The organism is Sulfurospirillum sp. 1307 (assembly GCF_054408545.1).
Genome location: NZ_CP176011.1, coordinates 709,341 through 729,776 on the forward strand (window position 1 = coordinate 709,341; position 20,436 = coordinate 729,776).

19 protein-coding genes are annotated in these 20,436 nt (G+C 29.9%); 17 read left to right on the top strand and 2 right to left on the bottom strand.

What is annotated here, in order from left to right; translation table 11 throughout:
• Nucleotides 1–2 precede the first annotated feature (2 nt).
• The 12 genes from trmB (at nucleotide 3) to ACKGJI_RS03685 (ending at nucleotide 12,758) form a co-directional block, all read left to right on the top strand.
• A complete protein-coding gene (gene trmB / locus ACKGJI_RS03630) occupies nucleotides 3–1,172 on the top strand; it encodes a tRNA (guanosine(46)-N7)-methyltransferase TrmB (RefSeq protein WP_458701203.1) in 1,170 nt (389 codons plus the stop codon).
• The gene (locus ACKGJI_RS03635; RefSeq protein WP_458701204.1) at nucleotides 1,160–1,831 is read left to right on the top strand and encodes a cell division ATP-binding protein FtsE; all 672 of its coding nucleotides are present in this window, start codon (nucleotides 1,160–1,162) and stop codon (nucleotides 1,829–1,831) included. The genes trmB and ACKGJI_RS03635 overlap by 13 nt, the downstream gene beginning before the upstream one ends.
• Nucleotides 1,818–2,624 carry an FtsX-like permease family protein gene (locus ACKGJI_RS03640; RefSeq protein ID WP_458701205.1) on the top strand — a complete coding sequence of 269 codons (807 nt, stop codon included), beginning with the start codon at nucleotides 1,818–1,820 and terminating at the stop codon, nucleotides 2,622–2,624. Before ACKGJI_RS03635 ends, ACKGJI_RS03640 begins: the two co-directional genes overlap by 14 nt.
• A complete protein-coding gene (locus ACKGJI_RS03645) occupies nucleotides 2,624–3,847 on the top strand; it encodes a murein hydrolase activator EnvC family protein (protein WP_458701206.1) in 1,224 nt (407 codons plus the stop codon). Before ACKGJI_RS03640 ends, ACKGJI_RS03645 begins: the two co-directional genes overlap by 1 nt.
• A gap of 53 nt (nucleotides 3,848–3,900) precedes the next feature.
• Entirely contained in the window at nucleotides 3,901–4,620 is a 720-nt protein-coding gene (pyrH, locus tag ACKGJI_RS03650; RefSeq protein WP_458701207.1) for a UMP kinase, read from the top strand.
• A gap of 101 nt (nucleotides 4,621–4,721) precedes the next feature.
• Nucleotides 4,722–4,937, top strand: coding sequence for a DNA-directed RNA polymerase subunit omega (locus ACKGJI_RS03655; RefSeq protein WP_458701208.1), 216 nt, complete (start codon nucleotides 4,722–4,724; stop codon nucleotides 4,935–4,937).
• Entirely contained in the window at nucleotides 4,937–7,090 is a 2,154-nt protein-coding gene (locus ACKGJI_RS03660; RefSeq protein ID WP_458701209.1) for a RelA/SpoT family protein, read from the top strand. Before ACKGJI_RS03655 ends, ACKGJI_RS03660 begins: the two co-directional genes overlap by 1 nt.
• 20 nt (nucleotides 7,091–7,110) lie before the next feature.
• Nucleotides 7,111–8,310 carry a tyrosine--tRNA ligase gene (gene tyrS, locus ACKGJI_RS03665; protein ID WP_458701210.1) on the top strand — a complete coding sequence of 400 codons (1,200 nt, stop codon included), beginning with the start codon at nucleotides 7,111–7,113 and terminating at the stop codon, nucleotides 8,308–8,310.
• A 1-nt stretch (nucleotide 8,311) separates the two neighbouring features.
• A complete protein-coding gene (locus ACKGJI_RS03670; RefSeq protein WP_458701211.1) occupies nucleotides 8,312–9,409 on the top strand; it encodes a nitronate monooxygenase in 1,098 nt (365 codons plus the stop codon).
• Nucleotides 9,393–10,808: an N-acetylmuramoyl-L-alanine amidase family protein gene (locus ACKGJI_RS03675; RefSeq protein ID WP_458701212.1), complete on the top strand. Its 1,416-nt coding sequence runs from the start codon at nucleotides 9,393–9,395 to the stop codon at nucleotides 10,806–10,808. Before ACKGJI_RS03670 ends, ACKGJI_RS03675 begins: the two co-directional genes overlap by 17 nt.
• Before the next feature lie 192 nt (nucleotides 10,809–11,000).
• The gene (locus tag ACKGJI_RS03680; RefSeq protein WP_458701213.1) at nucleotides 11,001–12,206 is read left to right on the top strand and encodes a rhodanese-like domain-containing protein; all 1,206 of its coding nucleotides are present in this window, start codon (nucleotides 11,001–11,003) and stop codon (nucleotides 12,204–12,206) included.
• Nucleotides 12,207–12,257: 51 nt separating this feature from the next.
• Complete coding sequence (locus tag ACKGJI_RS03685; RefSeq protein WP_458701214.1) at nucleotides 12,258–12,758, top strand: rhodanese-like domain-containing protein; 501 nt, start codon at nucleotides 12,258–12,260, stop codon at nucleotides 12,756–12,758.
• A 41-nt stretch (nucleotides 12,759–12,799) separates the two neighbouring features.
• Here the strand turns inward: ACKGJI_RS03685 and ACKGJI_RS03690 are convergent, their stop codons facing one another.
• Both ACKGJI_RS03690 and aspS read right to left on the bottom strand, forming a co-directional pair.
• Nucleotides 12,800–13,363, bottom strand: a complete 564-nt coding sequence (locus tag ACKGJI_RS03690; RefSeq protein ID WP_458701215.1) for an adenylate kinase — start codon at nucleotides 13,361–13,363, stop codon at nucleotides 12,800–12,802.
• A complete protein-coding gene (gene aspS / locus ACKGJI_RS03695) occupies nucleotides 13,356–15,104 on the bottom strand; it encodes an aspartate--tRNA ligase (RefSeq protein WP_458701216.1) in 1,749 nt (582 codons plus the stop codon). The genes ACKGJI_RS03690 and aspS overlap by 8 nt, the downstream gene beginning before the upstream one ends.
• Before the next feature lie 145 nt (nucleotides 15,105–15,249).
• On the opposite strand from aspS, the gene ACKGJI_RS03700 reads away from it, so the two are divergent.
• From ACKGJI_RS03700 to ACKGJI_RS03720, 5 genes are all read left to right on the top strand, one after another.
• The gene (locus tag ACKGJI_RS03700) at nucleotides 15,250–15,894 is read left to right on the top strand and encodes a c-type cytochrome (protein WP_458701217.1); all 645 of its coding nucleotides are present in this window, start codon (nucleotides 15,250–15,252) and stop codon (nucleotides 15,892–15,894) included.
• A 71-nt stretch (nucleotides 15,895–15,965) separates the two neighbouring features.
• Entirely contained in the window at nucleotides 15,966–16,847 is an 882-nt protein-coding gene (locus ACKGJI_RS03705) for an NAD(+) kinase (protein WP_458701218.1), read from the top strand.
• Nucleotides 16,841–18,364 (top strand): AAA family ATPase, encoded by a 1,524-nt coding sequence (locus tag ACKGJI_RS03710; protein WP_458701219.1) that lies wholly within the window; start codon nucleotides 16,841–16,843, stop codon nucleotides 18,362–18,364. The genes ACKGJI_RS03705 and ACKGJI_RS03710 overlap by 7 nt, the downstream gene beginning before the upstream one ends.
• Nucleotides 18,365–18,379: 15 nt before the next feature.
• Nucleotides 18,380–19,627 carry a GGDEF domain-containing response regulator gene (locus ACKGJI_RS03715; RefSeq protein WP_458701220.1) on the top strand — a complete coding sequence of 416 codons (1,248 nt, stop codon included), beginning with the start codon at nucleotides 18,380–18,382 and terminating at the stop codon, nucleotides 19,625–19,627.
• Nucleotides 19,624–20,412 carry a TatD family hydrolase gene (locus ACKGJI_RS03720; RefSeq protein ID WP_458701221.1) on the top strand — a complete coding sequence of 263 codons (789 nt, stop codon included), beginning with the start codon at nucleotides 19,624–19,626 and terminating at the stop codon, nucleotides 20,410–20,412. The genes ACKGJI_RS03715 and ACKGJI_RS03720 overlap by 4 nt, the downstream gene beginning before the upstream one ends.
• The last annotated feature ends 24 nt before the right edge of the window (nucleotides 20,413–20,436 follow it).

Consider the following 20,436-nt stretch of genomic DNA (forward strand, 5'->3'; position numbering starts at 1 on the left):
ATATGCCAAATTTTCATACAAAAGAGTTTAAATCTCCTAGTTATCCAAATAGCTATGGAAAGAGTAGTTTTGAGTTTGAAGCTATCTCAACAAGAGGGGAGAAATTAGTTTTTAGCAGATGTGAAGGAAATGAGCTTTTAATCAAAATCAATAAAAATAAAAATGGCTATTTGATAAAAGGTGATAAGATTACAAGACCTTCTCAAGTAGTGATTTTACAGCAAGTTTTAAAAGATTTTAGAGATTTAACTAAAAGTGTTTCAACTAATTCTAATATCGATTATAAAAGACAAAAGAGTTTAAAAGTATCACTATATCTAAAAGATATGTCATATTTTGCAAATAGTTTTGAAACTAAAAGAGATATTTTAGTAGAAGTTGGTTTTGGTAGTGGAAGGCATCTACTCTATCAAGCCAAAAAAAATCCTGATAAAATTATAATTGGTTTAGAGATTCATAAACCTTCAATCGAACAGGTATTAAAACAGTGCGAGCTTCAAGGTATAAAAAATGTTTTAGTAGTTGATTATGATGCTAGAACTTTTTTAGAATTTTTACAATCAAACAGCGTTTTAAAGATTTTTGTTCATTTTCCAGTACCTTGGGATAAAAAACCTCATAGAAGGGTTATTAGTGAAGCTTTTATAAATGAATCAAAAAGAGTGTTGAAAATTGGTGGAAGTTTAGAGCTAAGAACAGATAGTGATAATTACTTCGAATACTCATTTAGTGAATTTTTAAAACAAAAAAAAGTTACTCTACATGTAAATAAAAACAGAGATTTAGAAGTTTCAAGTAAATATGAAGATAGATGGAAAAAACAAGAAAAAGATATTTATGATGTAGTAATGATAAATGATGAAAATTCAGATGAAGTTGATAAAATTGGTACGCTAAAATTTGATGAAAAACTGGATTTTAAAACTATAAAGAAAAATTTTCAAGAGATTACTTTAAGAGGTGATGGTTTTTTTGCTCATCTAGAAGAAATTTTTGAAATAAATGAAGATGAAGGTTTAGTTCGAGTTTCTTTTGGAAGTTCTAGTAGAAATGAACATAATTATATATTTATCACCAAAGAAAAAGTGTCATATTTACCAGATAATGTACTTGCAACAAAAGATAATCAAAATGCACATAAACTAATAAAAGAGCAACTGTGGAACATGTAATTGATGCACAAAACCTAACAATAGGTTATGGAAGAGATGAGCCTGTTATAGTAGATGCAAATTTTAAAGTAAAAGCAAATGACTTTGTTTTTATTACAGGTAAGAGTGGTAGTGGAAAATCAACTATACTAAAATCTATGTATGGTGAGTTGATGCCTAAAAAAGGAGATTTGAGTATTTGTGGAGTTAATATAAAAGGCATAAATACTTCCAAATTAAATCTTTTAAGAAGGTATCTAGGCATTGTTTTTCAAGATTACAGACTCATAAATGAGTGGAGCGTAGAAAAAAATGTCATGTTACCTCTGATGATAGGTGGATTTTCAAAAGGAGTTTGTGTTAAACAGGCTCATAAACTTCTAAAACATGTTAAACTATTGCACAAAGCAGACAAGTATCCACTAGAGCTTAGCGGTGGAGAGCAACAAAGAGTTGCTATGGCTAGGGCATTAGCGCATAATCCAGTTATGATTTTAGCAGATGAACCAACAGGTAACTTAGATGAGTATTCAAGTGAAGTTATTTGGGATTTACTCAAAAATGCAAAAGAACATTTAGGAACTACAATTGTAGTTGTAACACACCATATACCAGCTACAATAGGGATTGATTATAAGCATTTGTTTTTAGAAAGCGGAGCAGTATATGAAGTCTCTTAAAAACCATTTATCTGTAATTTTCCCTCTATTTGTTCTTCTTTTTTCACTTCAATTTTCTTTGATGAGTGATAAAATAGTTAAAAATTTTGCCTATAAATTAAATAATGAATACAACATCATAATAGTATCCTCAAAAAAAATTGATGAAGCTGTATTGATGAGCAAGGTAAGAAGCATAAAATCAATAGAAGAAATTAGTTCTAAAAAGATATTAGATAGACTAAAAGGAAATATATCAAGTAAGAATATCTCTTTATTAAAGGTAACTCTTCCTAAGTTTTATTCTATTAAGTTAAAGTCTTTTCCTAATGTAAAAGAGTTAGAAAATATAAAAAGAAAACTATTAGAGACGAAGCTAATAACAAAAGTTGAAACTTTTTCTAAAACTTATTCTAAAATTTATAAAACTCTTGTACTTTTAAAAAGTATATCGTTTTTATTTTCTTCATTTATCATTATAGTGTCTGTTCTTTTGATGTTTAAACAGATGAGAATTTGGCTTCTTGAACATAAGGAGCGCATGAGTATCATGAGTCTTTTTGGAGCTCCATTTTGGATGAAAAGTGCAGTTTTATACCGATTGGCGATAGTAGATAGTTTTATAAGTGCCATCCTAGTAAGTCTTGTTTTTATATTTTTACCAAATATCGAGTATGTACAAAAATTATCGACTGATTTAGAGATTGAATTGCCAAAATTTGATTTATTGCATGATAGTGGAATTTTACTTGGGGTTTCATTGGTTTTTTCTGTTTTAATTGTGTCATTAGTAATTAGAAAGATGAAGTTATAATGAGAATTTTACTTGTTTTTGCTTTTTTACATGTAGCACTTTTTGGTGCTACCTCAACTTATGATAAAAAGATAGTTGCTAGTAAAAATGAGTTAAAAACTAAATCAACATTAGAAAGAAAGATAAGCAGAAGACTAAAAGATATTGCTAAAGATATAACAACTGAACAAAAAAGACTTAACAAAATAAAAAACGAAATTGAATCTCTTAGCAAAAATATAGCATCAAGTGAAAATGTAGTAAATGCAAAAGAGACAAATTTGGTTTATCTTACAAAACAAAACTTAGAACTTATTAACAAAAAAAAAGAGTTAGAAGAAAAGATAGTAAAGCTTATCGCTGAAGATTTTTCATTTTATATTATCTCAGATAAGGATTATATAGATTCAAAAGAGAGTATCATAGCTGATGAAGTGATCGATAAGATTGGTGTTATAGTAAAAAAAGAGATTTCAAATTTAACATATGAATATGAAAAAATAAATAAACGAATAGAACTTCAAAGTTCTCAAATAAAAAATATAAAAAAAGAGATAGAAGATTTAAAAAAGAAAAAATCTAAACTATCTAGTTTAAAAAAGAGTAAAGAAAAAAGTATCAAAAAACTAGCAATTCAAAAAAAAGAGTATAAAAATAGACTCTATAAGATAGAAAAAGAGAGAGATTCACTAAGAGCAACTCTAAATAAACTAAAGATTTTAAAAGAAAAAGAGAGTGAAGCTGAAAGAAAAAAAAGATTAGCAGATTTAAAAGAGGCAACTAAAGATATCAATATAAATGATAAAATGACAGTTAGGCAAATTGGCTCATCCTATCAAAGAAGTAGAATTAAAAAATATCGTGGTGCAAAAACAATTGCTCCTTTGGATAGTTTTATTGTAAAAAGAAAGTTTGGAAGTTATGTTGATCCTATATATAAGATAAAGATTTTTAATGAGGCTGTTATTCTTCAATCAAAACAAAAAAATGCAAAAGTAAAAAATGTATTGGATGGGAAAGTTGTATATGCTAAAAATACTGCTGTTTTAGATAATGTTGTTATTGTTGAAAACAGTAGAGGAATTCATACTATATATGCACATTTAAACAAAATTGCACCAACCATCAAAGTTGGAAAAAAGATTAGAAAAGGCTATGTAATAGGGAGAGTTGATGAGGAATTGTCTTTTGAAGTAACTCAAAAGAGTTATCATATCAATCCTTTAGAATTGATTAGGTATTAAGGACAATTTGGGTATAATCGGCCAATTTTTGGCTTAAGTGAAAAGGTAAATTTATGAAAAATAAAAGAGTACTGGTTAAATTTTCTGGCGAAGCATTAGCAGGAGAAAATGGCTTTGGTATAGATACTTCTATCCTAAAGTTTATTGCAGAAGAGATAAAAACTCTAGTTAACAGTGGTATAGAAGTAGGAATAGTAATTGGTGGGGGTAATATCATTAGAGGAGTGAGTGCTGCTAAAGATGGTATTATCAAAAGAACAAGTGGGGATTATATGGGAATGCTAGCAACTGTTATCAATTCAGTTGCTATGCAAGAAGCACTAGAGCATGTTGGTATGGAAGTTAGAGTTCAAAGTGCTATTAAGATGGAAGCTATTAGTGAAACTTTTATTGTTAGGCGTGCTCAAAGACATCTTCAAAAAGGAAGAATTGTTATATTTGCAGCAGGAACAGGAAATCCATTTTTTACAACAGATACTGCAGCAACTCTAAGAGCGATTGAGATTGGTGCTGATATGATTATAAAAGCAACAAAAGTTGATGGAGTTTATGATAAAGACCCAAGTAAATTTTTAGATGCTCAAAAACTAAATGAACTTTCTTATGAAAGAGCTATGGAAGATAGTATTAAAGTTATGGATGATACTTCAGTAGCACTTGCAAAAGATAATAATTTGCCGATTGTTGTATGTAATATGTTTGTTAAAAACAATTTACTTGAAATAATCAATGGCGATTATTCTAAGTGTTCAATAGTAAAAAAATTAAATTAATAAATAAAAAAGTACAGAAACTCAGTTTCGTGCTTCAGTGAGATGAATTTAACTTGGACTTGTTCAAGTTAAAGAAGAAAATTAAATAAAAAGGATAATAAATGAGAATAGAAAAAATAACAGCAAAAGCATTAGAAAGAATGGGAGATGATAGATATAAATTATCTCTTTTAGTTTCAAAAAGAGCTGAGCAACTTTCAAATGGAGCAGAGCCATTAGTTAAAGTAGAAAGCAGTGATGCAAAATTTACTGATATTGCTCTTTTAGAAGTAGCTGAAGGAAAAATTTCAATAGAGTCTTTATCGAATATTGATTAATGCAAAGATTAATAGAACGCGTCCAAGCTTGCACTAATGTAAATGAAGCTATAGAGCTTTTATATGAATATGTTCCTAAAAGTGAAAATATAAAAAAAGCTATTAGTTTTACACGAAATAAGCATGAAGGACAATTAAGAAAAAGCGGCCAGCCATATGCAATTCACCCAATTTTAGTTTCAGTATTTGTAGCATATCTTGGCGGTGGTGAAGATATGATTATCGCTGGTCTCTTACATGATGTTATTGAAGATACTTGTTGTACATCTCAAGAGGTAAAAGACGAGTTCAATGAAGAAGTGGCTCATTTGGTTGATGGATTAACTAAAATCATGGAGATTAGAGGCGAAGAGTTGGTTCCATCAACTTCAAATGAAAAACTAATTTCTTCTGCCCTTAGTTTTAGAAAAATGCTTCTTGCTTCAATTAGTGATGTTAGAGTTTTGGTTATAAAATTATGTGATAGATTACATAATATGCTAACATTAGAGCATTTGAGTAAAGCAAAACAAAAGCGTATTGGCGAGGAAACTATCGTTGTTTATGGTCCAATTGCTCATAGGTTGGGTATGTCTACTATCAAAAATCTTTTAGAAGATTTGAGTTTTAAGTATGTTTTACCACAAGAATACAATAAAATTGATGTTTATATAAAAGAGCATCAACAACAATTGCAATTAAGATTGAATCATTTTACATCAAAAACTAAATCTTTGATGCTAAAAAATGGATTTAGCGAAGATAGTTTTGAGATAGAAAGAAGAGTTAAGCACTACTATTCAATATACTTAAAGATGCAAAGAAAAGGTATATCTATGGAAGAAGTTCTAGATATGCTTGCAATTAGAATTATAGTTCAAAAGCCACTTGATTGCTATTTGGCTTTAGGGATTATTCATCAAAATTTTAATCCTTTAATTTCTAGATTTAAAGATTACATTGCAATTCCAAAAGAAAATGGATATCAAACAATTCATACTACGGTATTTGATGATAAGTCCATAATAGAATCACAAATTAGAACAATTGATATGCATAAAACTGCAGAGTTTGGAGTAGCAGCTCATTGGAAATATAAAAGTGGAGGCTTAAACCCAAATTTAGAGTGGTTAAATGATTTTAAAGCTCAAGATGATACTGCTGAAAATATAGAAGAATTCTACGAGATTGCAAAAGATAATTTATATAGTGAAGATATTGCAGTTTTTTCACCAAAAGGTGATATTTTTACACTTCCAAGAGGAGCTACGGTTTTAGATTTTGCATATGCAGTTCATACTGAGGTTGGAACACATGCAAAAGAAGCTTATGTAAATAAACAAAAAACCCCGTTTTTAACAGAACTTAAAAATGGCGATATTATTAGGATTATTACATCAAAAGAACCTTTATATAGATGTAGTTGGGTAAATAGTGTAAAAACTGGAAAAGCAAGAAATGCAATAGCATCTCATTGTAGAGCCAAGATGAGAGAAATTGATTATAAGGTTGCAATAGACCTATTAATATCTGTTTTTAATGTAAGAGAAAAAAAGATAAAAATATGGCTTGAAAAAGAAAATCTTTTAGAAAAAGTTTATAAAATTGCAACTGATTCTGTTTATTTCAAAGATGTAGTAAATGCACTTAAAAAATATCCTAAAAGTGATAAGCTTATCTTCCCATTATTAAAAATTGATAGATATCAGATTAAAAAACAAAAATTTGAGAATATTGTAATTTATTCAAACCAAAATATTACAAATGTGCTCTTTGATTATTGTTGTCATCCAAAAAGAGGGGATGCTATAATTGGTTTTAAAAGAGGATCAGATGTTATAGTTCATCATAAACTTTGTGCAAGAGCAGCATCCTTAATGGCAAGAAAAGAGCAGATGGTTTTTGTAAAATGGACAAGAGAAGCACCTGATAGATATAAACTTATAGTCAGTCTGGAAAACAAAAGGGGCTCTTTAGCAACTTTTTTACAATATTTAGCTAAAATGCAAATCAATCTTGTAACTATAGAGTTAGGTAAATCAGAAGAGGGACATGCAGACTTTTTTGAAATGATCTTGGAATTGCCTGATAAAAATATGGAATTAGCAAGAGAAAAAATAAAAGCAAGATACAAAGTAATAGAGTTTGTATCTGTTCATGATGCGTATAAATAAAAAATTAAGAGAGAGTTAGAATGGTACAAAAAGCACTAAATGAGATAAAGCGTGGAGTTTCAGAAATAATTGATTTTGAAAGAATTGAAAAGTTGGTTAATGATTATTTTGAGAATGGAACTAACTATTATGTAAAAGCTGGTTTTGATCCGACTGCTCCTGATTTACACTTTGGTCATACAGTTTTGCTTCAAAAAATGGCAGTTTTACAAAGATATGGAGCTATTGTACAGTTTTTGATAGGTGATTTTACAGGGATGATAGGTGATCCAACAGGTAAAAATGAAACAAGAAAAAAATTAGATAGGCAAACTGTTGCTAAAAATGCACAAAGTTATAAAGAGCAAGTGTTTAAAATATTAGATCCTGATAAAACAGAAGTTATGTTTAACTCAAAATGGCTTGATGCTCTTGGAGCTAGTGGAATCATAGAACTTACTACAACATTTAATGTAGCAAGAATGTTAGAGAGAGAAGATTTTGAAAAAAGATATAAGTCACAAACACCAATTTCAATAAGTGAATTTTTATATCCACTTTTACAAGGTTATGATAGTGTTGCTATGAAGTGTGATATTGAGATGGGTGGAACTGATCAAAAATTTAATCTTCTTATGGGAAGACATCTGCAAAGAGTTTATAATGTTGGAAAAGAACAAGCAGTTGTTATGATGCCTCTTTTAGAAGGTTTAGATGGCGTCAATAAGATGAGCAAATCTTTAGGCAATTATATTGGTGTTACTGATAAGCCAAGTGATATGTTTGGAAAGATTTTAAGTATTTCAGATGATTTGATGTGGAGATACTATGAACTTTTAAGCTCAGCTAGTTTAGAAGAGATAGAAACTAAAAAAGAGCAGGTAAAAAGTGGAAAACTTCATCCTAAAGTTGCTAAAGAGCAATTAGCTATGGAATTGACAAAGAGATATCATTCAGAAGAAGAAGCACTAAAAGCTAAAGAAGAATTTGATAATATACATAAAAAAAATGAGCTTCCAAGTGATATAAAATCTTTTGAAATTGAGGGTGAAGTTTGGATTGCAAAAGCTTTGGTAGAGTGTAAAATATCTCCATCTACTTCTCAAGCAAGAAGAGATATAAAACAAGGTGGAGTAAAAGTAAATCAAGAAAAAATAAGTGATGAACAGCTACAATTAGTCAGTGGTGAGTATATACTCCAAGTGGGAAAGAGAAAATTTGCTAAGCTAAAGGTAGTTTAAAATGACATTTAAGCCGTTAAAAATTGGAAAATACACAATAGAAAAACCCATCGTTCAAGGTGGTATGGGACTTGGTATTAGTTGGGATAGACTAGCTGGTAATGTTAGTAAAGAAGGAGGTCTTGGAGTTATAAGTTCAGTTGGAACTGGATATTATAATGATAACAAATATAGCGCAAAAGACATAAATCAAAGACCTTTGAACTCAACAAACTTTTACTCAAAAGATGGATTAAAAGCTATTGTTAAAAATGCTAGAAAAATAGCTGGCGATAAGCCATTAGCGGCAAATATTTTATATGCTAGTAATGATTATGATAGGATTGCAAAAGACGCTTGTGAAGCTGGCATAAATATCATAATAACCGGAGCTGGACTTCCAACAAATATGCCAGAATTTACACAAGATTATCCTGATGTTGCTTTGGTTCCAATTGTTAGCTCTGCTAAAGCTCTTAAGATTATTTGTAAAAGATGGACAAAACGATATAATAGACTTCCTGATGCAGTTGTTGTTGAAGGCCCTCTTAGTGGTGGACATCAAGGTTTTACTTATGAGCAGTGCAAGATGGAAGAGTATCAACTAGAAAATTTAATAAAACCAGTAAAAGAAGAGATAAAAGAGTGGGGTGATTTTCCACTAATTGCAGCTGGAGGAATTTGGGATAAAACTGACATAGAGCGTATGATGGAACTTGGTGCCGATGGTGTACAAATGGGAACTAGATTTATAGGAACACATGAGTGTGACGCCAGTGATAATTTTAAAGAAGTTCTTTTAGCTTCAAAAGAAGAAGACATTCAGCTTCTAAAATCTCCAGTTGGTTATCCTGCTAGGGGTATTAGAACAAATCTTATAGAGATGGTAGAAAAAAGAGAAGGGCCTGCTATTAAATGTATTAGTAATTGTGTTGCTCCTTGTCATAGAGGTGTTGAGGCAAAAGCTGTTGGGTATTGTATCGCTGATAGATTAAGTGATGCCTTTATGGGCAAAAAAGAGACAGGTTTGTTTTTTACTGGTGCTAATGGGTATAAATTGCAAGAGATTATTAGCGTAAAGGAATTACTTCATAAGTTGACTCATGGTGAAAATAGTTAAGTTACTATTTTTAGTACTTCTGATTGCTAGCGCCACTTTTGGTGCTACAAATTATATAAATCAACTTAAAGAGTATGATAGGTTGATACCAATAGTAAGTGATGATGAACTTTTAAGGGTTCATCATGGACTTAAAAAAATTTATATATATTCTATTGTAGAAAATAATGAGAATATAAAAAAAGAAACTCTTAAGCGTTTAATTAAAACATCTCATATTTTAAAACTTGATGCAAGTGGTTATGAAAAAGAGTTTAGTACAATCCAAAAGAATGTGACAAGTAAACCTAAAGTTACTAAAAAAATTACACCAAAAACAAGCGACAATAAAAAAAATATAAAAGTTGGAAATTTAACTACGAAAAGTAAAACTATTTCAAATTTGAATAATATAACAATAGTTGGAAACAAACTTGAACTAGTTTTTGATAAGCCATTAAATAAAAAAGATGTAAAAAGATTTTTCTTAAAAAGTAAGTCAAGTAGTAGAGAGGTTTTTGATATAAAAGCAGTTTTGTATAAAACGCCAAAATTACAGATTCCTGAGAGTTTAAGTGATTTGAGGATTGCTCAGTATAAAAAAAATATATTAAGAATTGTGCTTGAGAGAAAAAAAGAGTTTAAATCAACATACAATATATATGGAAATAGGCTAGATATATTTTTTAAAACAAAGAAAAAAACAAAAATTAAGCCAAATATACTAAGCAATAAACTTATAAAAACAAATAAAACTATTGTAATAGATGCTGGCCATGGAGGACATGACTCAGGAGCAATAGGAAGTAAAAGAGAGTATGAAAAAAATGCAGTTCTTCAAATTGCTCTTAGAGCAGGAAAAGTTCTCAAAAAAAGAGGATACAGAGTATATTTTACAAGAACAAGAGATAAATTTATAAAATTAAGAGATAGAACTTCATACGCTAACAAAAAAAATGCTGATCTTTTTTTAAGTATTCATGCAAATGCATCAAAAAAGAAATCCCTTCATGGTGTAGAAACATTTTTTCTCTCTCCTGCTAGGAGTGATAGAAGTAAAAATGTTGCAGCTTTAGAAAATAAAAGTGATTTGGAAGAGATGAATTATTTTTCTAAACAAACATTTTTAAGTGTATTTAATAGAGAAAAAATCATTCAAGCAAATAAACTAGCCTTAGATGTTCAACAAGGTATGCTAAATCGTCTTAGAAGCAAATATAGTAATGTAAGAGATGGTGGAGTTAGAGAAGCTCCATTTTGGGTATTAGTAGGAGCTCAAATGCCAGCAATTCTAATTGAAGTAGGATATATCTCAAACACTATGGAGAGAAAAAGAATTTTTAATTCACACTATCAAGATTTACTCGTAAAAGGCATTGCTGATGGAATTGATAGTTATTTTTTAAAAAATGAATTTTAAATATCAATAATTAATAACAGATATAAAGTACTACATATAGTTCATAACGCCAAATAATCTAATTATAAATTTAATATAAGATAAATATAATATAAAATTAAGTTAACTAATTATATACTAACGTTAAATATTTATTACAAATATTCATTTGTAGTAAAAATTATTTTAAGTAAATTCTTTAAAGGGGATGTTATGAAAAAGAAAATATTTGGGGCGTTAGTTGTATCAGCTATGCTTTTAATGAGTGGTTGTAGTACAAGTTATTCTACAGCACCTGTGCAAAAAAAAGAGTTGCATAAGCCAACTGCAAAAGTTGCGAAATTAATAAAAAAATATAATTTAGAAATTGTTGATTTTGATTATACAAAAAAAGCTATTGGAAATGGTACAAGAAAAGGTGCAAAAGCACTTTTAATTGATGCTAGACCTTCTAAAATGTATTTAAAAAGTACAATTCCTTCAAGTATCAATATCCCAGATACTGAGTTTGATAAGTATTTCGGTCAGTTAAAAGATGTAAAAAAAGATAGAGAGATTTTAGTATTTTGTGGTGGATGGCACTGTGGTAAAAGTCCAAAAGTTGCAGGAATGTTAAAAGCAAAAGGCTTTAGCAATGTAAAATTATACCAAGCAGGAGAGCCTGAGTGGGCAAAAAAATATTATGTTGAAGTAGCTACTCCAGTTGTAAGTAGTGCTATGAAAAAAAATAGTGCAGTTATAATTGATGCTAGACCACATAAGATGTTCTTAGGTGCAACAATTCCAGGTGCAATTTCAATTCCAGATACAAAAGTAGAAGAACTTCAAGGAAGATTTCCGGCAGATAAAAATACACCTATTATAACTTTTTGCGGAGGATATCACTGTGGAAAGTCTCATGTTATAGCTAGAAAACTTTTATCATTAGGATATAAAAATGTAAAAGTATATGCAGGTGGAATGCCAGCTTGGAAAAAATCAGGACTACCAACTACAGGTGGAAAAGCTAAAAAACCAGTAGCAAAAAAAGAAAATTTGGCTCCTGTTAAAATGATTGCAGGTGTAAAGCCAGGAGAAGATGAGGGTACAGTAGATGGAGAATGGTTTAAAGCAAACTATAAAAATCTTAAAAATGTACAAATAGTAGATGTTAGAAGTCCTGATGAATTTAAAGAAGGTCACCTAGTAGGTGCTATTAACATAGAAGCAGAAAAAATAAAAAGTCCAAAAGAATTTGTTTCTAAATTGCCAAAAGGTAAAACTATAGTATTTAACTGTTCAGCAGGAGCAAGAAGTCTTGAGGCTTGGAATAAAGCTCAAGAAGGTGGAGCTGATATGAGTAAAGTTTACTACTTTGATGCAAATATTGAGTGTAAAGGTAATGATTGCAAAATTGAGGTTAATGAGCCTCTAGGTTAATATGGTTTGAGATTAATAATTTAAATAAAAAAATTTTATAAAGGAGTTAATGTGAAGTTTTTTAAACTTTTAATGTTAGTGTGTGTTGCTGTTCCATTATCGTTGAATGCAGCTGATGTTAGTAGTGCTGATAAAGCGCTAAAGAAAGAGTTAATGGGGCAATGGAAAGCTTATGCTAAAGCTGCTCAAAAAGAAGCTGCAGGAATCAGTGCAAAAGAATTAGCTAAATGGATGGATGAAGATAAAGACTTTGTTCTAGTTGATGTAAGAGAGCCAAAGGAAGTTGCTGCTGGAGTAATTATGGCTATGGAATGGAAAGCAATTCCAAGAGGTATGGTAGCTCCTGCTGTTGGTAAGGCAATGGCATTAAAACCTTCTCAAACTGTTGTGATTTATTGTAAATTAGGTGCGAGAAGTGCAATGGCTGCAAATGAACTAAAAAAAGTTTATGGTTTTAAAAACGTATACTATTTAAAAGGTGGTATCATGGGTTGGATTAAAGATGGATATGAAATTCACAATATGATGGGTGAGTTTAAAGTTTCAAAATAAAAATACTAAGCTACATGTAGAGAAGTTCTACATGTAGCTTTTTATAAAATGATTTTATTTATCTCTTCAACGACACTTTTTATATCTTGATTTCCATTTACTTTAAATAACAAATTTTGTTTCTTATAGAAATTTTCTATATCTTTTAGAGGTTCTTTGTAAACTTTCATTCTGTGTTCAAAAACTTTCATATCATCATCAATTCCACGATTTCTGCCAAGAACTCTATCTTGAGCAACCTCATCGCTAACTACTACTTCAATGACACCTTTTAGAGTTATATCATTTTCTGATTTTAGTTTGTTATTTAATCCAATCATTTGCTCAATACTTCTAGGATAGCCATCTATGAGAATAGTTTTACATGTAGTAGATTTTATAGCTTTGATTATAGCTTCAAGTGCAATTTCAACTGGAACTATGTTTCCTTTGTTTATGAAAGATTCTATGGTTTTTCCTAAACTACTTTTAGTTTTAATCTCAGCTCTTAATAGCTCACCTGTTGAAAAGTGAGCTATGTTTTCATCATCTTTAGCAATAATCTGGGCATCTGTAGTTTTTCCACTACCTGGTGCTCCAATTATCAGAAAAAGAGATTTAGACACTCTTTTTCTCTCTTAGTCTAATTCCAAGCTCTCTTAATTGATCGTTATCAACGCTACTTGGAGCTGAAGTTAGAAGACATTGAGCTCTTTGAGTTTTTGGAAATGCTATGACATCTCTAATGCTTTCTGAGTTAGTAAGAAGCATTATAAGTCTATCTAATCCCATAGCAAGTCCACCATGTGGAGGTGCTCCAAATTTTAGTGCATCTAGTAAGAATTCAAATTTTGCGTTTGCTTCTTCTTCGCTGATTCCAAGAAGTTCAAAAACTTTTTCTTGAATTTCTTTTTTATGTATCCTCATACTTCCACCACCAAGTTCAACACCATTTAGTACAATATCATATGCTATACTTTCCATCTCATCAATAGGAGCATTGATATCTTTTGGCATTGTAAATGGGTGATGAAGTGCTTTTACTTTTCCTTCTTCTACTTCAAACATGTCAAAATCAACTACCCAAACAAACTCAAAAACATCACTTGGAATTATATCCATAAGCTCAGCTAAGTAGATTCTAAATCTTCCCATATAATCTAAAACTGTTGATTTTGCACCAGCCCCAAAAAATACAACATCACCAACTTTTAAATCAGTTACTTTTATGATTTCATTTAAATCATCTTCACTAAAAAATTTAGTAAGAGGACCTTTTAGACCATCTTCTTTCATTTGAAAATATCCAAGTCCAGCAGCACCAAACTTTCTTACATAATCTTCAAAACCTTTCATCTGTCTTTTTGAAAATATATTGTCACCATTTGGCACTTTTAAAGCTTTTATACGATTTTTCTTTTTGTCTTTTGCAATATTTGCAAATATTTCATTTGTGCTTCTTGCAAATATATCAATAACATCAACCATACTCAAATCATATCTCAAATCAGGCTTGTCTGAACCGTACTTTTCCATAGCATCTTTATATCTGATTCTGTTAAATGGAGTTTGAATTTCATGTCCACAAGCAGTAAAAATATCTTTTAAAAGTGCTTCAGTAACTTCAATCACATCTTCTTGGTCACAAAAACTCATCTCTAAATCTATCTGAGTAAATTCTGGTTGACGATCAGCTCTTAAATCTTCATCTCTAAAACATTTTGCAATTTGGAAGTATCTATCAAAACCTGAACACATTAAAAGTTGCTTGAAAAGTTGTGGAGATTGAGGAAGAGCAAAAAATTCTCCATTGTGTACTCTACTTGGTACAAGATAATCTCTAGCACCTTCAGGAGTTGATTTTGTTAAAATTGGAGTTTCAACTTCTAAAAATCCTCTACTATCAAGCAAGTTTCTAGCAGCAATACTAGCTTTACTTCTTAGCTTGAAAGTTTCATAAGATTTTTGGTTTCTTAAATCCAAATATCTATACTTTAATCTAGTCTCTTCTCCAACACTATTATCTCCAATTACAAATGGTACAGGCTCACTCGCATTTTCAATAATCAGTTTTTCTACTACAATTTCAATTTTGCCAGTTTTTAATTTTGGATTTTCAAGACCTTCGCCTCTAGCTCTTACTTTTCCTTTTGCTCTTAGAACATACTCATCTCTAACACTATTTGCTATTTCCCAAGCTTCTTTGCTATCAGCTGGGTCACAAACAAGCTGTACTAAGCCACTTTTATCTCTAAGGTCAATAAAAATAACCCCACCATGGTCACGGTTGTTATTGCTCCAACCACATACCTCTACAATTTCACCTATATTATTTTCGTTTAAATCTGTACAATAATGACTTCTCAAGATAATTTTCCTCAAAATTTAATAAGCTATTATTTTATCTAAAAGTTCTATAATAGATACTTAATATATAATTTTATTTCAAGTAAATTATTTTATTTAGAAAATTATTGCTATAATAGATACATAAAATTAAAAGGAGAGAATGATGAGAGTTTTATTATCTGTGATTATTTTTTTAGCTTTAGTTGGTTGTTCTGATCAATCAAAAAAAGAGGTAAAAGAAGTTACTAAAAAGGTAGAAAATATTGATGTGCAAAAAGTTGTACAAAAAAGTAAAGAAAAGGCTAGTGAAGTAGGTGATGCGATTAAAGACGTAAAGGTAGAAAAAGTAGTTGAAGAAACAAGCAAAAAAGTAGAAGAGATATCAAAAGAAGTTGTAAAAAAAGCAGAAGTGATTAATGCCAAAGTTGCAAAAAAAACTGAAGAAATAACAAAAGATGTTGCTAAAACAGTAAATGAAGCACTAGATAGTGTTCAAAAAACATCTTCAATGCCACAAATTCCAACAATACCAAGTATGCAAAAAGATAGTGGTGATAAAAATTTGGTTAATGGTGAGAAATTGTTTTCTTCAAAATGTGCAACTTGCCATGGAGTAAATGCTGAAAAAAAAGCTCTAAATACTTCAAAAGTAATTGCAGGTTGGGATGAAAATAAAGTTCTTTTGGCTTTAAAAGGATATAAAGATGGAAGTTATGGTGGAGCTATGAAATCAATTATGAAAGGTCAAATTATAACTTTGAGCGATGAAGAGATACAAGCATTAGCAAAAACTATATCTGAAAAATAACCTCATTATGCTCGCAAAATAAATTTGTGGGCATAATCACTACTTAATCAAATTAATTGTAAAATCATTACATGAAAATAACAGATAAAAATGAAAAATTAAAACAGATAAAATGCGTAGGCCTTGTTAGTAAACCAAAGGATACAACTCTTGGAGATTACTATCACAAAATAAAAAATGCATTTGCAAAATACAATGTAGAAATACTCGTTGAAGAACAAAGTGCAAAGCTTCTACATGTACAAGGTGTAAGCTTTGAAGAGATGTGCAATCAAAGTGATCTTCTTATCTCTTTAGGAGGAGATGGAACGCTTATATCACTTTGTAGAAGAAGTTTTTTATATGAAAAACCAATTTTGGGTATTTATGCAGGACAACTAGGTTTTTTAACTGATTTAAAATGTGAAGAAATAGATACTTTCATTGATAAAATTTTTAGAGGTGAGTATAGAATTGATACTAGAATGATGCTAGAGGTTTCTTTACATGTAGAGGGTAAAATAGAAAAACTGGTAGCCTTTAATGATGTTGTATTTTCAAGGACGAAGCTTTCAGGAATGGCTACGATTGATGCATATATTGATGGTTTTATGATAAACTCATATTATGGAGATGGGTTGATTGTATCAACTCCAACTGGCTCTACTGCATATAATATATCTGCAGGCGGTCCAGTTGTTTATCCTTTAACTGAAGCTCTTATCTTAACTCCAGTTTGCCCTCATTCACTTACTCAAAGGCCATTAGTGTTACCTGTTAATTTTGAAGTGGATTTTAAGACTACAAAAGAAGAAACTGTCATCATAGTTGATGGACAAGATACATATGATATGAGCAAAATAGATAAAGTTAGTATAAAAATAGCAAGTAGTGGTGCAAAATTGATTCATAGAATTGATAGAAATTATTTTGAAGTATTGCAAGAAAAACTTCATTGGGGAGCGAAATGTTAGAGAGATTGTATCTAAAAGATCAATTATCTTTTAAAGAGTGCGATTTAGAATTTGGTAAAGGATTGATTGCTTTTAGCGGACCAAGTGGCGCTGGAAAATCAGTTTTTATGCAAGGCATACTCTCTTTATTTGGACAATCTGAAGCAAATGCTAGCATGATTGAAGCTACAATTAGTGGTAAGTTAGATTTAGAAGAGTATGGTATAGAAAGTGAAGATATAAATATATTTAAATATACTAAAACTAAAAGCGTAAGATACTTTATAAATGCAAACAGTGTATCTAAAAAGATGATGAATAGCATTTCAAAAAGCTTTATAAACTATCTTAGTATAAAAGAAGTCAGCGAGTTTGAAAATGAAAATCTTATAAATCTTTTAGATGCTATTATCGCAAAAGATAATCCTTTACATGTAGAAGAAGTTACAAAATATAAAAATGATTTTAAAGAGTATATTGAATTAAAAAATAAGCTTGATGAAATCGAAAGTAAAGAGAAAAAAATTGAAGAATTAAAAGAGTTTGCAAGGTTTGAAATCTCAAAAATAGATGAAATTTCTCCAAAAATTGGAGAAGATGAAGAGTTGATGAATCTCAAAAAAGAGTTATCAAGAAAAGAAAAAATTTCAGAAGCGCTAGAGAGTGCCAATGCTATCTTTGAGTGTGAAAGTAGTGTTAATGAGTTTTTATCACTGATAGATAAAGATAGTAGTTTTTTTGATGAAACACTGAATGAACTTAGAGTTATATTAGAAGATGAAAGAGCAAGGCTGGAAGATTTAGATGATGTTGATGTAGAGAGCCTTTTAGATAGGATAGAAAAAATTTCATCACTGAAATCTAGATATGGTTCAATCGAAGAAGTTTTAGAGTATAGAGATAAAAAACAAAAAGAGTTAGAAGAATACGAAAATATTAGTTTTAAAAAGAGTAGTTTGCAAAAAGAGTGTGCAACTCGTTTAAGTGAGTTAGAAAATTTAGCAGATGAAATATCAAAAAATAGAGAGCAATACTTAAGTAAGATAAATGAAAAAATAAATAGTTACTTAGATATGCTTTATATGCCAAAAGTAAATGTGATTAATAAACAAGTAGAACTTTATGAGTTGGGAAAAAATGAACTAGAAGTTGAGCTTGGAAATGTAAATATTAAAAAAATTAGTTCAGGTGAGTTTAATAGATTAAGACTTGCTTTTATTGCAACTTCTAGTGAGTATTTGATGGATAAAAGAGGGATTTTAATACTTGATGAAATTGATGCAAACTTAAGTGGAAAAGAGTCAATGAGTGTTGCTAATGTATTAAAAAAACTTTCAGACAAATATCAAATTTTTGCAATATCTCATCAACCTCAGCTCTCTAGTGTTGCTGATTTTCATTTTTTAATTACAAAAGAAAATGGGCAAAGTAGTGTTAAAGAGTTAAAAGATAAAGAAAGAGTAGAAGAGTTAGCAAGAATGATAAGTGGTGAAAACATAAGTCAAGAAGCGCTAGAATTTGCTAAAAAATTACTTTGAGAAAGGGAGTAAGGTATGGAAAGAATATTAGTAGTAGAAGACAATAAAGCATTATCAAAGTTGATTGCAAAAAAGATTGCACAAAATATTGAGTTTGAAGTTGATATTGCACATTCTTTGAAAGAAGCAGAGGTTTTATTATCTAAAAACAATGATTATTTTGTTTCTCTTTTAGACTTGAACCTTCCAGATGCTCCTAATGGTGAAGTAGTTGATTATATGATATCAAAAAAAATACCTGCTATTGTGTTAACTGCAAATGTTGATAAAAAAACAAGGGAGGAAATTTTAAAAAAAGATATAATTGATTATGTTTTTAAAGGCAATATGGATGATGTAAATTATATTTTTGCTCTTATTGAAAGATTGTACAAGAATAAAAATTATAAAGTTATGGTAGTTGATGACTCTATAACTATAAGAAATGAGATAAAAAGAACCCTAGAAGCCCAAATGTATAAGGTTTTAAGTGCAGCTCACGGAGAAGAAGCACTTAGTTATTTAGAAGATAACAAAGATATAAAGCTTGTTTTAACAGATTATAATATGCCAGTAATTGATGGATTTGAACTTACTAAAAAAATCAGAGAAGAATACTCCAAAGTGGAGTTAAGTATATTAGCAATTACTGCAAATGACGATCCCATGATAAGTGCTAAGTTTTTAAAAGTAGGAGCAAATGATTTTATACATAAACCTTTTACAAAAGAAGAATTAGTTTGTAGAGTAAATAATGCAATAGAATCTTTAGAGTATATTGAAACTATTAGTGATATGGCAAATACTGATTTTTTAACAGGTGCTATGAATAGAAGAAGCTTTTTTAAAGAAGCAGAAAATTACATAAGTGAAGCAAGGCAAAATGGTGAGCCATTTGCTATTGGTATGTTAGATATTGATAAATTTAAAGATATAAACGATACCTATGGGCATGATGTTGGTGATAGGGCGATAAAAGAGCTAGTTGAAGTTGTAAAAGATAATATAAAAGGCTCAGATATTATTGCTAGATTTGGTGGCGAAGAGTTTTGTGTACTTTTAAAAGATATAGATAAAAATAGTGCTGTAGAATTTTTTGTAAAATTGAGGCTCAAAATTGCTAAAAACCAATTTTTTGTAGGTGATGAAAATATAAGTTATACTGTGTCAATTGGTGTTTCTTTTGACAATGAAGAAGATATTGATGAGATTATAAACCAAGCAGATATGGCACTTTACAATGCAAAAAATTCAGGTAGAAATAGAGTGGAGATAAATGAATGATAATAGATACTCATGCACATTTGGATGATGAAAGATATTTTGAGGATTTAGATGAGGTTATTTTAAATGCTTATAATAACGGAGTTAAAGGTGTTTTAATTCCAGGAGCTGATATTAACGACTTGCAAAGAGCAAAAAAGATAGCTAGTAAAAATGAAAATATATTTTATGCAGCTGGAGTTCATCCTTATCATCATGAGCAATATGATGAAGAGATTTTAAGAGAGTATTTAAAAGATGAAAAGTGTATAGCTGTTGGTGAGTGTGGACTTGATTATTTTAGGCTTCCTGATGATGAAGATGAAAAACAATTAGAAAAAGAGGCTCAACAAAATGTTTTTAAAGCTCATATTGAGCTAGCAAAAAGTGTCAATAAGCCCTTAATTGTTCACATAAGAGATGCAAATGACGATAGTAAAAGAGTTTTACTTGAAAATGAGGCTAATAAGGTTGGTGGGGTATTGCACTGTTACAATGCAAGTCCTCATTTATTGTCATTGAGTGGTGAGGGATTTTATTTTGGAATTGGAGGAGTTTTGACTTTTAAAAATGCTAAAAATTTAGTTGAAATTTTACCTAAAATTCCACTTGAAAAACTTTTGATTGAAACAGATGCTCCTTATCTAACACCACATCCTCATAGAGGAAAAAGAAACGAACCAGCTTATACTAGGTTGGTTGTAGAAAAAGTAGCAGATTTACTCAATTTGAGTGTAAAAGAGGTTGAAGATATAACAACAAGTAACGCGAAAAGGTTATTTAAAGCATTTGCAAAGACAAATTAAGATAATATAATTGTTTATATTCAG

Bases quoted from the DNA above. Each gene is read 5' to 3' on its own strand.
- tyrS (WP_458701210.1), top strand. From the start codon at position 7,111: ATGGTACAAAAAGCACTAAATGAGATAAAGCGTGGAGTTTCAGAAATA.
- ACKGJI_RS03680 (WP_458701213.1), top strand. From the start codon at position 11,001: ATGAAAAAGAAAATATTTGGGGCGTTAGTTGTATCAGCTATGCTTTTA.
- ACKGJI_RS03655 (WP_458701208.1), top strand. From the start codon at position 4,722: ATGAGAATAGAAAAAATAACAGCAAAAGCATTAGAAAGAATGGGAGAT.
- ACKGJI_RS03705 (WP_458701218.1), top strand. From the start codon at position 15,966: ATGAAAATAACAGATAAAAATGAAAAATTAAAACAGATAAAATGCGTA.
- ACKGJI_RS03715 (WP_458701220.1), top strand. From the start codon at position 18,380: ATGGAAAGAATATTAGTAGTAGAAGACAATAAAGCATTATCAAAGTTG.
- ACKGJI_RS03710 (WP_458701219.1), top strand. From the start codon at position 16,841: ATGTTAGAGAGATTGTATCTAAAAGATCAATTATCTTTTAAAGAGTGC.
- ACKGJI_RS03640 (WP_458701205.1), top strand. From the start codon at position 1,818: ATGAAGTCTCTTAAAAACCATTTATCTGTAATTTTCCCTCTATTTGTT.
- trmB (WP_458701203.1), top strand. From the start codon at position 3: ATGCCAAATTTTCATACAAAAGAGTTTAAATCTCCTAGTTATCCAAAT.
- pyrH (WP_458701207.1), top strand. From the start codon at position 3,901: ATGAAAAATAAAAGAGTACTGGTTAAATTTTCTGGCGAAGCATTAGCA.
- ACKGJI_RS03660 (WP_458701209.1), top strand. From the start codon at position 4,937: ATGCAAAGATTAATAGAACGCGTCCAAGCTTGCACTAATGTAAATGAA.
- ACKGJI_RS03675 (WP_458701212.1), top strand. From the start codon at position 9,393: ATGGTGAAAATAGTTAAGTTACTATTTTTAGTACTTCTGATTGCTAGC.
- ACKGJI_RS03720 (WP_458701221.1), top strand. From the start codon at position 19,624: ATGATAATAGATACTCATGCACATTTGGATGATGAAAGATATTTTGAG.
- ACKGJI_RS03645 (WP_458701206.1), top strand. From the start codon at position 2,624: ATGAGAATTTTACTTGTTTTTGCTTTTTTACATGTAGCACTTTTTGGT.
- ACKGJI_RS03670 (WP_458701211.1), top strand. From the start codon at position 8,312: ATGACATTTAAGCCGTTAAAAATTGGAAAATACACAATAGAAAAACCC.
- ACKGJI_RS03700 (WP_458701217.1), top strand. From the start codon at position 15,250: ATGAGAGTTTTATTATCTGTGATTATTTTTTTAGCTTTAGTTGGTTGT.